Here is an 11,832-nt window from a genome sequence, read left to right as displayed (position 1 = left end):
GTACCCAACACAGTAATTTCTTTCTCCCCGTCGGCAAGGGCAACAGGCGGCGGGCGACTTTTTCTTTACTCCGCTGGGTAGCAGAGCCGGGAATCGAACCCGCAGGCGGTTGCGGGGGTTGCCCCCTACTATGCCGAAGAAATAACCACGAAGTAGCGCCCATCTACGGCACCTTGCCTATGGGGTAGAAAGAGGTTGTTTTAGCGTTTCATACAAGTAAATGGGAATCGGGAGGGGGCGGCAGCCGCTTGCTTGTCTGCCGCCCCCAGGCCGCGTATGGTTGATTTACAGTGTTATTTTTTCTATTTCCGTCAAAGCAGAGCCACCGTTTTCCAGCGCCGCCAGCACGTCGAACACTTTGTCGGACCAGCCGGCAATGAGGGCTACCCCATCCGCCTCGCGCACTGCAAGCGGCGTCGTGCCGTGGCCGGCTAGGTCGAAGAGGTAGAGGCGGGCCTGCGGGGCCACCGCGCGGCGGTAGGCCCGCCACTCGGCGGCCAGTGTATCCCCGTTGTTTTGGCTGTTCCAAAGCTGGCAGTCGGTGAAGATCATCACCTTATCGACCACCTCCCGGCGCTGGCGCAAGTCCTTGATTACCAAGTAACCGTTGGTACTGTAGCCTACCTCGCCCTCGCGGCGGTAGAACTCCTGCACGTTGCGCAGCACCTGCCCCTGGGGCAGACTAATCCGCTTCCAGGTATTGCCGAACATACCCGCCACCACGTGCTGGCAGCGGCTTTGCAGCAACATGCCCAGCACCAGGCCCACGTCGTAGAGCAGCACCTTGCTGCGCGCCGACACCGGCTGCTGCATTGAGCCCGACACGTCGCAAGCCACGACCACGCGCGTTTCGGGGCCGAAGCCGCGCAGGTTTTGCGCCGCGTGCCCAATGGCTGTTTCCAGCGCCGTGAGCACCCGCCCTACCCTACCGCTGGGTAAGGCACTTACCTCACGGTAGGCGGCCAAAAACCGGAAAGGCAGCTGCTTGCTGCGCGCCACGGCAAAACGGTCGGCCAGCGTGGCGCACACTTTCTCCATAGCGTCTTCCGAAACGTTGGCTTCCAGAATGTTGCGCAGGTTACGCAACAGCGCCATGTAACCTAGCTTGCCGCTCCCGATCAGCTCTTGCCACGTGGCTGCCACGGCCGCGGCGCGTGCTTCGGCGGTAGCAAACTCCCGCTGCCCTACCGCCGATAGCTCGGTTTCCCAGGTGTAAGGGGTAGGCAGCTCCCCGCGCACAAGTTGATCGAAAAGCATTTGCTGGGCGGCGTCTTTGGCGGTGGGGTGCACCAGAAACAGCGCGTCGCGGAGGCGCACGACCCCGGCGCGGTCGTACTTGGCCAATTGGTAGCCATCGAAGCGGTTGAAGCTCAGCGCCAATCCTTTTTGTAGCTGCTTGGACAGGCGGTTGAGGAGTTTACGGCCGTTCCGCTCGTTGGCCTGCGCATAGAAGGCCAGCAACTCCGTGATTTCGTCGGGGCGCTGTACTACGCGGGCTATCAGGCGGCTCACCAGGTTGTCGCCGCGGTGCAGGCGGGCCAGCTCCACGGCCAGCACCAACGGCACCGAGCGCAGGTAAAGCCGCTCACGGGCATATACGGCCAGTTGGGCCACAAAAAGCGGTTCGTTTTGGGCCACTAGCTCCCGTAGCCGGGCCAGCCGTGTATCAGCTTTTTCGTAGAACTGGTCGCTGAGGGCCGCAGTGGCCACGGCGGCGTACAACTCTATTTGCGGCGTGAGGGTATAGGCCACCGCCCCTTCGTGGTTAACTGTGGTAGAGGTTGCTGTTTTGCGGAAGTTGAAATTGAAGCGCATCGTACAGGGGCGTAAGAATGATATAAGTAGTAAAAGAAGAGCAATTAATTTATTTAAAACTACGTGTTTATTAATAGTTAATTAAGCGTAAAATAGATACACCTTTCCCGTTCAGAATAAATAAAAATATTTTTCTGCTATAGAAAAAGGCCCGGCTCTTTTGGAGAGCCGGGCCTTTTCAGGAATAGGTCACGTAGTATTTACCGACGTGAATAGTCCAACGAAAAATCCCGGCCATGCCGATCCAAACGCTGTCCAAAGGACCGCTTATTCTGGAATTCTGGCTTACTGTGAATGAGTAGATAGCGCATAACCGCAGGGGATATAAAGCAAATAACCCGAACTGGTTAGGTTCGGGTTGCAGAGGTTTCAGGAAAAAGTCTGAAACTACTGAGCAGGGCCGAACCGGGTATGGAGCGCTGGCTCCATATCGAATTGCTTGCTGATGATATTATGGCTGAGTAGCATGGTGTTTTGCTTTTGATGACACAAATATGAAAGGAGTTTTTTGATTCAGCAAATAGTTGTCAATAAATTTTTGAAATTATTTTTCAAGAGGAAAAAATTACTGCTTACGGCCTTTATTATTCATAATAATTGTTAACCCTGCTAATTATTATTACTACGCTTTATTAAATGCAGTAATTTCTTGCACGATGTAGAGACGCGTATTCGCGTCTTGTCGTTGAACTACGTGCGGCAAGGACGATGAGACGCGAATACGCGTCTCTACATCGTGCAAGAAGCCGCTACAACAACGAGACCCAATACAGTGTGTCTCTATCCCGCCCGCAGCAGCCAGTCCAACGAAACACCGCTGTGCCCGGCTACGTCTGTAGGGAGCCATGCCCCGCCTTGCTACCTTCGACCGCTACACGCTTGCCCTACCCCCTACCCACCGCTTTCCCATTGCCAAGTACGCCCTCATTCGGGAGCAGCTGCTGTGGCAGGGCATTGCGCCGCCCGACGATTTTTACGACCCCGGCCTGTGCGCTGAGGAAGACGTGCTGCGCGTGCACACACCAGAGTATTGGGCCAAAGTGCGCGACCAGCAACTATCGCCTGCGGAAGTGCGGCGGCTGGGCCTACCCCAAACGCCGCAGCTGGTGCTTCGCTCGCTTAGTAGCTCGGCGGGCACGTTGCAATCGGCGCGGCACGCGCTGCGCGAGGGTGTGGCCCTGAACCTGGCCGGCGGCACCCACCACGCGTTTGCCGACCGGGGCGAGGGTTTCTGCGTGCTCAACGACCAGGCCATTGCCGCCGCCTACCTGCTGCATCATCAGCTGGCCCGGCAGGTGCTGATAGTAGATCTGGACGTGCACCAGGGCGACGGCACGGCCAGCATTTTTCAGCACGAGCCGCGCGTATTTACCTTTTCCATGCACGCCGGGGCCAACTATCCATTGCGCAAAGAGCAGTCGGATCTGGACCTTCCCCTACCCTTGGGCACCACCGATGCCGCCTACCTCGACTTGCTCAGCCAAACCCTACCCCACTTGCTTAGCGAGGTGCAGCCGGACTTCGTGTTCTACCAGGCTGGCGTAGACGTACTGTCCACCGACAAGCTAGGCAAGTTGGCCCTCACTAAAGCCGGCTGCCAACGCCGCGACGAGCTGGTGCTGGGCCTGTGCCGGCAGCGCGGCCTACCCGTGGCCGTGAGCATGGGCGGCGGCTACTCCGAGCGCCTCGCTGACATTGTAGATGCGCATTGCAACACCTTTCGGGTCGCGTACGCGCTGTGGGGGTAGGAAGGCCTACCCCGTGACCCCACCCCCAGCCCCTCCCCTCCGGGGTGCGTTCTGACGAATCGTTCTGGTGTCGTCTAGCACCCCTCTCCCGGAGGGGAAGGGCCGGGGGTGGGGTAAACGTGCAAAGACCCTATTCCTCCGTATTTCCCCGAACCATCCGGCCGGGTTACGGCTTTATAGGGTAGTCTCGTTGAATTTATTGATTTAGTACCCGCGCATGTCGGCTCCGCTTTCTTTTACGCCTTCCAGTGGTCCGTTCACGGCCAATATGTTCACCCAGCAAGCTTTTCAGCGGGCGTTGGTGGAGGTAGAAAACCTGCGCGAGCAGCTGCGCCGGGCTGAAACGACGCAAGCAGAAGCCCGGCGGCGCTACTGGCAGCAGGTAGGCCCGCTGGCCGACGCCGTGGTGACGGCCCGTCAGGCGTTGTTTGCCCCGTTGGAAGACGCCCTGCTGTGGAACGCATTCAGCCGCGACGAGGAGCGCCAAATTGCGGAGCTGCTAGTAGCCAATGCTCAGGATTTGCAGGAGCGCTTCGGGGTAGAGGCCCTGGATATTTTGCTGAAATACGCCCCTCTCCAGCAGCCCGAAACGGTGGAGGCTGCCACGCCAGCCGCCGAACCCGAGCGCCCCCGGCGGCGGCAGACCAAAGCCGAGCGCGCCGCTGCCGCCGAGGCCTTGCAAGCAGAGCAAGACCAGCAAAGCCTGCTGGTGAATGCCAAAACCGTGTACCGCCGCCTAGCCCGCGCCAACCACCCCGACCTGGAGCGCGACCCGGTGCGGGCCGCCGAAAAAACCACCCGTATGCAGCGCATCACACAAGCCTACGAGGCCCACGACCTCTACACCCTGCTACACCTGCTGGCCGAAGACGAAACCGAACCCACCGACGACTCCCTGCTCATCCGCTACACCGAGGCCCTGCGCCGCCAGCTCCACGACCTGCGCCAGCAGCTCAACGAAGTAAAATTTGGCCCGTGGAGCTTTCTGGGCAGTACCCCCAAAAAGCAGGAGGCCGGCCTGCGCCAGCTCAAGCGCCAGCTGCGCACCGAAGCAGACTATCTGGCCCAGGTAGCCCGGCAACTGCACACGCCTACCGCCTTGCGTGCGTTATTACGCGAGCTGGCCGCCACGCACGCTACCCTCTAACCATTCCGCCAGCTTCCTTACCTTGGCGCTTCGCACTGTTTCTCCCCTATGTTTCTCCCGCACCTGCAAGACATCCTCGCACATCCCCTACCCTCGCTGGCCATCGTAGGTAACTTGGTGATTATCGAGAGCTTATTGTCCATTGATAATGCTGCCGTGCTGGCTACCATGGTCAGCGACCTGCCGCGCGACCAGCGTGTGAAGGCCCTGCGCTACGGCATTTTTGGCGCCTACGTGTTCCGGGCGCTGTGTATTGTTTTTGCCTCGTTCCTGATCCAGTTCTGGTTTCTGAAGCCCATCGGTGGCCTCTACCTGCTGTACCTCGCCTACGACCATTTCCGCAAGAGACCCACCGCCGAAGAGAACGAGGCCGAAATCGTAGAAAAGGACAAGAGCTGGATCTACCGCAATACCAAGCGTTTGCTGGGCGGTTTTTGGGCCACGGTAGCCCTCATCGAGCTCATGGACTTAGCCTTTTCCATTGACAACGTGTTTGCTGTCGTGGCCTTCACCAACAATCTGATTTTGATCTGCGCCGGTGTGTTCATCGGCATCCTAGCCATGCGGCTGGTGGCGCAGTCATTTGTGGTGCTCATGGGCAAATATCCTTTCCTCGAAACGGCCGCATTTCTTATTATCGTTCTTCTGGGCCTGAAGCTGCTGCTCTCTTTGTTTGAGCACTTCCTGCCTCAGCACCCCGTGAGCGAGTTCCTGGCTAGCACCGCCGCCGAGGTAGGCCTCACCGTTCTAACAGTTGCTATTTTCTTGGTGCCTATTCTCACGTCCTGGCTGTTTGGCTTTCCTCATCACCAAAAGCAGGCGCAGAACGCGGAGTAGCTGGTTTCGTACGGCGCAAAAACGGGGGAGAAAAGGAGTTCGTTGGTAGAACCCCTTTTCTCCCCCGTTTTCATTTTCCTTGATTCTGTGCGAGGAACGTTATGCTCCTCCAATGCGGGTCAGCAATTCTTCCACCTGGCGCTCCAACACCTGCACCCGGTCTTCCAGTAGGGTAGGCGTGTGCAAATGGGTGGTAAACTGTGCTTTAATCTCCCAGATTTCCAGCGCCTGACTGAGCGCAAAATCCTGCGTGGGGTAGTCGCGGTTGTCGGCTCGTAGTTTGAGCACGTCGTCGGGCAGGCGCTCGGCCAAGCGGCGCACCAGCAGCCGGCTCTGAGTCACGAAAGCGTAGAGCCGGCCTACGTGCAGCACCGGCACAGCCTTGTCCACGCGGCAGCACAGCACCACGTCCTGGTGGCGCAGGGTAGGCTGCATGTCGGCCCCGCTGATTTCGAAAGCCCGCGTGACGGGCCCCAGCGTATGCGGAAACGTGAGCGGCTGCAACCCGTCGATAAAGCTCTTATCGTGGTAGTTTACAATATACTCCAGTAGGCGCCGGGCGGGCACCAACGGTGTCAGCAGAGCCTGGCGGTCGGCTTCGGAAGCCGTTTCTTCGGGGGTAGCATCCTTCAGCGCCTCCTGAAAAATATCGAAATTATAGAGCTCATTTACGGTTAGCTCTTTCGTTAGTAGCAAGTCTACCGATAAGCCAAAATGTTGAGCAATTTGAATCAGCGTCTCCATTTTGGGCTCCGAGCGGCCTTCCTCATACGCCCCTACACTAGGCCTTGCCAACCCAAACAGATCAGCAAAAGCCGCCTGACTCAGCTTCTTAACAGTTCTTATTTTGCGGATGTTCTTTCCGATGTACGTCATACTCGAAAAAATATTTATGCTCAAAGTTTGAGCTTATCTTCAACTTTTAGTATCCTTGCATCGTAAAGCTACTACAATCCAACCAGAAGCATTCTTACAGCTGCTATTTTTTTGAGCTTGGGTTACCGCCGGAAGTTTGTTCCGGTTTCCGGCGGTGGCTCCATCTGGTTAAGTTGCCACTGCTACAGGTTGCTTTTCCTTCTGTACCTATGAAAAACTGCTACTTCCCTACCATTCAAAACCACTTGCTGGAGCTAGGCTTTGAGATTCGCCGCGCCGAGGAAGCCGATGGTATTCTGGTGGTCGATAAGCCCGAGCTGGGCATCCGCAATCTGGTGATTGGCTGCGCCGATCCGCTGCTATTGCTGGAGCAATACCTATTGGAGCTGCCCGCGCCCTCGTGCGAGGTGTACCAGCAGCTGCTCCAAAAAAACCGCGACATCATTCACGGCGCGTTTGCCTTGGATGAGTCGGGTCGCAAGGTAATTTTCCGCGATACCCTGCAAATCGAAACCACCGGCCGGCAAGAACTGGAGGCCGTGCTCAACTCGCTGGGCTTATTGCTGAGCGAGTATTCGGAGGAGTTGATTGGCTTCGCGAAGGGCTAAGACTCTCCGTCATCCTGAGCAGAGCGAAGGACCTTCTCACGTGAGAACGAGTCGTTGCTACGCTTGTCGTCCTACCGTCATAAGGTCCTTCGCAGGCGGACGCCAGATGAAGGATGACACATGATGAAAGCAGATAATAACATAGTCAACCTATTAATAATCAACAACATGAACATTCTATCCCGCCTCTTCAAAATTGGTCAATCCGAAGCCCACGCTGCTGTCGATCAGCTCGAAAACCCCATTCACCTCACCGAGCAAGGTCTGCGCGACCTGCGCCAGGACCTCGACAAGAGCCTGCAAGCGCTGGCCGAGGTGAAAGCCATGGCCATCCGGGCGCGCAACGAGGGTGAGAACTTCCGCTCGAAGGCGCTCGACTACGAAAACAAAGCTGTACTGCTGCTCCAACGCGCCCACAAAGGCGACCTGGCCCAAGCCGAAGCCGACCGACTAGCGGGCGAAGCACTGCTCAAAAAAATAGAAAACGAAGCCCAAACCGCCCGCGCTGGACAAGATCAGGAGCAGTTTGAAAAATCGGCAGCGCAGCTGGGCGAGAACGTGCAGCAACTCAAGCAGACCATTTCGCAGTGGGAAAATGAGCTGAAAACGTTGAAGGCTCGCCAGACGGTGAGCACCGCCACCAAAACCATCAACAAGCAGCTCGCCCAGCTCGATTCGTCGGGCACGGTGGCTTTGCTGGAGCGCATGAAGGAGAAGGTAGCTGTGGAGGAAGCCCTGGCCGAGTCGTACGGCCAAATCGCCAACGAAAGCAAGAGCATCGACGGCGAGATTGACAAGGCCCTGGCCGGTAGCAGCAGCACCCAAGCCGCCGCCGACGTGCAGGCACTGAAGGCGAAATTGGGGCTCACGGAGTAAAAATGGTCAACGCGGGCTGCCTCTATTGACCCGCAAACCACCTAACCATTCCTCCTCCATGAATACCACCGAAAAGCTTCTTTACTACGCTGCCTCGCTTATCATACTTGTAGTAGTTGGGCTGCGCCTGTTTCACTTGCTCGACCCTGGTTGGGGCATGATTGCGATACTGCTCTGTAGCATTCTGACCAATAGGGTGTACGCTCAGTATGCCGGCCGGCTGGCCCAGCGCAATACGGAGCTGGAAGAGCGGCTGGCAGCATTGCAGAAGCCACAGTAATGGTAACGGTTGCGCTGCATCCTACCCTGCTCCTTTAGCTACGGCCCGCAACGTACCCATCCGTTTTCATCCTTCTCTATATCATGACTGAGCTATTACAAGCCGCCGTTTCGCCGCCCAACTTGGTTCCTACGGGCCTGCTGGTGTTCGTGCTGCTCTACTGGCTCACGGTTATTGTGGGGCTGGTGCACCTCGACACGCTGGACGTGGACGTAACCACCGACGCCGATTTCGACCTCGACTCGCACGCCGGCCCGCACCTCCACCACGGCGAGGTAGGGGTAGACTGGCTGAACAACGCGCTGGCGTTTTTCAACCTGGGCCGTGTGCCGCTGATGGTGTTTTTGAGCTTTGTGGCCCTACCCTTGTGGGCTGGCAGCATCCTGCTCAATTACTATACTCACAATAGTTCTTGGTCACTAGGTATAGTTTTTCTGCTTCCATTGCTTCTGGGAAGCCTTTTTCTGGCGAAGGTGCTGACTACGCCTTTCGTGAAGCTATTCGCGGCGCTGGAAAAAGACCATGATGCCGGCGGGCAGCCGCTCGGCAAGTTATGCACGGTGCTCCTACCCACCACCCGCGAGCGAATGGGCCAGGCGGCAGTGCCTCAAACCAGCGGCGCCCCGCTGGTGCTCAACGTACGCGCCGCCTCGGCCACCGAGCTGCGCAAGGGCGACTCGGCCCTGGTTATCGACTTTGATGCGCAACGGCGCTGCTACCTCATCGAGCCGTACGAAGCCACTTAACTCACCACTACCATGTCGCCTGCCCTACCCCGCGTGTTCGTTTCCAAAATCAGCTGGTGGTTGTTTGGGTCCATCTTGCTAGTGCAAGTGGCCATCAGCATAATGGCCATAGCCGACGGGGCCTACGTCGTGCCGGTTTTCATGCTGCCTTCTTTAGCCTTCATGATATGGCTGTTGCGGTCTACCTACTATGAAGTGCAGCCACAGACGCAGATGCTACGCGTCGTATCCGGGCCACTCACATGGCAGATACCGGTTACCAGCATCACCCGCATCAAGCCCTCGCACAACGTGCTCTCCTCGCCCGCACTTTCACTTGACCGCCTAAAGATTTCCTACAACCGCTACGATGAAATCCTGGTATCGCCCCGCGACAAAGCAGATTTCATGGAAGCCCTGCGGCAGCTGAATCCGCAAATACAGGTAGGCTAGCCACACATGCTTCAGCGGCTAAAACACGCTTGGCAGTGGCTCCGCCAGTCCGTGGCCGAATCTTTGGTAGAGGCCCTGCTGAATACCCTTTTCGATTAACGTTTTCTCGACTCCTATTTCCCTACTCTTACTCCTTACTCTTATGGTTGCTCAATTATCGTGGGCGGTGCTGCTCATTGTCGGCTTTTTGCTGCTGGGCCTGTTTGCGCTGCTCGTCAAAATGTACCAAAAGGCCGTGCAGGGCGAAGCCTTGGTGCGCACGGGCCTCGGCGATACGAAAGTATCCTTCTCCGGCATCTTCGTGGTGCCCGTATTGCACAAGCTGGAGGTGATGGATATCACCCTGAAAACCATTGTCATTCAGCGGGCTGGCTCCGAAGGATTGGTGTGCAAAGACAACCTACGGGCTGATTTGAAGGTCAATTTCTACGTTCGCGTTAACAAGACGCACGACGACGTGGTGCAGGTAGCCCAGAGCATCGGCACGCGCCGCGCCTCCGACCCGGCGGCGCTGGAAAACCTGTTCGATGCCAAGTTCTCGGAGGCATTGAAGACAGTGGGCAAGCAGTTCGATTTCATTGAATTATACAATTCACGCGAGCAGTTCAAACAGGAAATTCTACGCATCATCGGCACCGATCTGAACGGCTATGTGCTCGACGACTGCGCCATCGACTACCTGGAGCAGACGCCGCTCACCTCGCTCAACCAGGATAATATTCTCGACGCTGAGGGTATCAAGAAGATTGTAGCTTTGACTTCGGAGCAGAAAATCCAGGCAAACTCCATTGCCCGCGAGATGCAGAAAACCATCAAGAAGCAGGACGTGGAAGCCCAGGAAACCATTCTGCAACTCGATAAGCAGCTCGTTGAAAATCAGGAAAAGCAGAAGCGTGAAATTGCCAACATCAAGGCCCGCGAGCTAGCCGAAACCGAGAAGGTACAGCAAGAGGAAAAGCTGAAATCGGAGCGCGCCCGCATTGCCACCGAGGAAGAGGTAGGCATTGCCCAGCAAAACCGCGACCGGCAGGTACTGGTAGCCGAGCGCAACAAGCAGCGCACTGACGCCGTGGAAACCGAGCGGGTAGCTCAGGCTAAAGCTCTGGAAGCCAACGAACGGGAGCGGATTGTGGCCCTGGCCCAGATTGAAAAGGAAAAGGCGCTGGAAGAAGAGAAAAAGAACATCCAGACCATTATCCGGGAGCGAATTGTGGTGGAAAAAGCCACCGTGCAGGAAGAAGAAAAGATCAAGGATACCCGCGCCCAGGCCCTGGCCGAGCGCGACAAGCTAGTAGCCCTCACGGCCGCCAAGCAGGAAACCGAAGCTGCTACGGTAGCCATGGTCGGCAACGCCGATATGGAGCGCCAAGCCGCCGAGTTCCGCGCCAAGCAAGCCCTGATTGACGCCGAAGCCGAGAAAGCCTCGGCCGAGTTCAAGGCCCAGGCCATCCGCACGCTGGCCGAAGCCGAGGCTTCGAAAGCCGCTGCCGTGGGCCTGGCCGAAGCGCAGGTGATGCAGGCCAAAGCCACCGCTCGCCAGAAAGAAGGCGAGTCGGAAGCCAACGTGCTGCAACTGACTGCCACCGCCGAGGCGCAGGCCATTCAGGCCAAAGCCGGTGCGCAGGCCGAAGCCGACGAAAAGCTGGGCCTGGTAGCCGCCAAAGTAAACCGCGAGAAAGGCCTCGCCGACGCCGACATCATTCAGGCCAAAGCCGACGCCGACCAGAAAAAGGGCTTGGCCGAAGCGGCCGTATCGGAGCAGAAGTTTGCGGTGGAAGCTAAAGGCATCGAAGCCAAGGCCGACGCCATGAAGAAGCTCGACGGGGTAGGCAAAGACCACGAGGAATTCAAGCTGCGCCTCGACAAGGAGAAATCGGTGGAGCTGGCTCAAATCAGCATCCAGAAGGACATTGCCGCTTCGCAAGCCGATGTGATTGGCGAGGCCCTCAAAGCCGCCAAAATCGACATTGTGGGCGGCGAAACGATGTTCTTCGACCAGATCATCGGTTCCATCACCAAAGGCAAAATGATTGACCGCGCTGTGCAGAACAGCGAAGTGCTGGGCACCGTGAAAGACGCTTTCTTCTCCGTAGACGGCAACGGCGGTGGCGACTTCAAAACCAACCTGCGCCGCTTCGTGGACCAGTTCGGCCTGAGCAGTGAGGACATGAAGAACCTGAGCGTATCGGCCCTGCTTTTGAAGATGATGAACCAAGCGGGCGACGACGCCACGCGGGCGACGATTACGCAGCTAGCCAGTACCGCGCAGGTGATGGGCATTAGTGACAAGCCCGCCCGGATGCTGGAGTTGAAGTAACCCCACCCCCCGGCCCCCTCCCCTCCGGGAGAGGGGGAGCCACGGCGGCGCGAAGACTATACTTTTAGTGTGCTATGTCCCTTTATGAATGCTTATTGTAATCCGGAAAACCTAGATGCGAACCGTCAGGCTCCCCCTCTCCCGGAGGGG

Annotated in this window: 11 protein-coding genes; 9 read left to right on the top strand and 2 right to left on the bottom strand. The window is 57.4% G+C overall.

The features are described from left to right. Positions 1 to 285: 285 nt before the first annotated feature. Positions 286 to 1,815 (bottom strand): TROVE domain-containing protein, encoded by a 1,530-nt coding sequence (locus tag H8B15_RS02805; protein ID WP_187318146.1) that lies wholly within the window; start codon positions 1,813 to 1,815, stop codon positions 286 to 288. Positions 1,816 to 2,660: 845 nt separating this feature from the next. Here H8B15_RS02805 and H8B15_RS02800 point away from each other — a divergent pair. The 3 genes from H8B15_RS02800 to H8B15_RS02790 all read left to right on the top strand — a co-directional run bounded on the left by H8B15_RS02800 (position 2,661) and on the right by H8B15_RS02790 (position 5,547). Then, positions 2,661 to 3,563: a histone deacetylase family protein gene (locus H8B15_RS02800; protein ID WP_187318145.1), complete on the top strand. Its 903-nt coding sequence runs from the start codon at positions 2,661 to 2,663 to the stop codon at positions 3,561 to 3,563. 217 nt (positions 3,564 to 3,780) lie between these two features. Then, positions 3,781 to 4,710, top strand: coding sequence for a J domain-containing protein (locus tag H8B15_RS02795; RefSeq protein ID WP_187318144.1), 930 nt, complete (start codon positions 3,781 to 3,783; stop codon positions 4,708 to 4,710). A 48-nt stretch (positions 4,711 to 4,758) separates the two neighbouring features. Further along, positions 4,759 to 5,547 carry a TerC family protein gene (locus tag H8B15_RS02790; protein ID WP_187318143.1) on the top strand — a complete coding sequence of 263 codons (789 nt, stop codon included), beginning with the start codon at positions 4,759 to 4,761 and terminating at the stop codon, positions 5,545 to 5,547. Positions 5,548 to 5,646: 99 nt separating this feature from the next. Here the strand turns inward: H8B15_RS02790 and H8B15_RS02785 are convergent, their stop codons facing one another. After that, complete coding sequence (locus H8B15_RS02785) at positions 5,647 to 6,423, bottom strand: XRE family transcriptional regulator (RefSeq protein ID WP_187318142.1); 777 nt, start codon at positions 6,421 to 6,423, stop codon at positions 5,647 to 5,649. Positions 6,424 to 6,632: 209 nt separating this feature from the next. Between H8B15_RS02785 and H8B15_RS02780 the strand changes: the two genes are divergently transcribed. The 6 genes from H8B15_RS02780 (at position 6,633) to H8B15_RS02755 (ending at position 11,682) form a co-directional block, all read left to right on the top strand. Then, positions 6,633 to 7,031: a YbjN domain-containing protein gene (locus H8B15_RS02780; protein WP_187318141.1), complete on the top strand. Its 399-nt coding sequence runs from the start codon at positions 6,633 to 6,635 to the stop codon at positions 7,029 to 7,031. A 168-nt stretch (positions 7,032 to 7,199) separates the two neighbouring features. Continuing rightward, the gene (locus tag H8B15_RS02775; RefSeq protein ID WP_187318140.1) at positions 7,200 to 7,907 is read left to right on the top strand and encodes a PspA/IM30 family protein; all 708 of its coding nucleotides are present in this window, start codon (positions 7,200 to 7,202) and stop codon (positions 7,905 to 7,907) included. 58 nt (positions 7,908 to 7,965) lie between these two features. Next, on the top strand, positions 7,966 to 8,187 hold the full coding sequence (locus H8B15_RS02770; protein ID WP_187318139.1) for a hypothetical protein: 222 nt from the start codon (positions 7,966 to 7,968) through the stop codon (positions 8,185 to 8,187). 83 nt (positions 8,188 to 8,270) lie between these two features. After that, positions 8,271 to 8,933: a hypothetical protein gene (locus H8B15_RS02765; RefSeq protein WP_187318138.1), complete on the top strand. Its 663-nt coding sequence runs from the start codon at positions 8,271 to 8,273 to the stop codon at positions 8,931 to 8,933. A 12-nt stretch (positions 8,934 to 8,945) separates the two neighbouring features. Further along, on the top strand, positions 8,946 to 9,365 hold the full coding sequence (locus H8B15_RS02760) for a PH domain-containing protein (RefSeq protein WP_187318137.1): 420 nt from the start codon (positions 8,946 to 8,948) through the stop codon (positions 9,363 to 9,365). Positions 9,366 to 9,507: 142 nt separating this feature from the next. After that, positions 9,508 to 11,682, top strand: a complete 2,175-nt coding sequence (locus H8B15_RS02755; RefSeq protein ID WP_187318136.1) for a flotillin family protein — start codon at positions 9,508 to 9,510, stop codon at positions 11,680 to 11,682. Positions 11,683 to 11,832 lie beyond the last annotated feature (150 nt).

This window comes from Hymenobacter citatus, from assembly GCF_014333615.1.
GTDB lineage: Bacteria > Bacteroidota > Bacteroidia > Cytophagales > Hymenobacteraceae > Hymenobacter > Hymenobacter citatus.
Note: the sequence above shows the minus strand (reverse complement) of the source record. Positions and strands in the feature narration are given on the sequence as shown.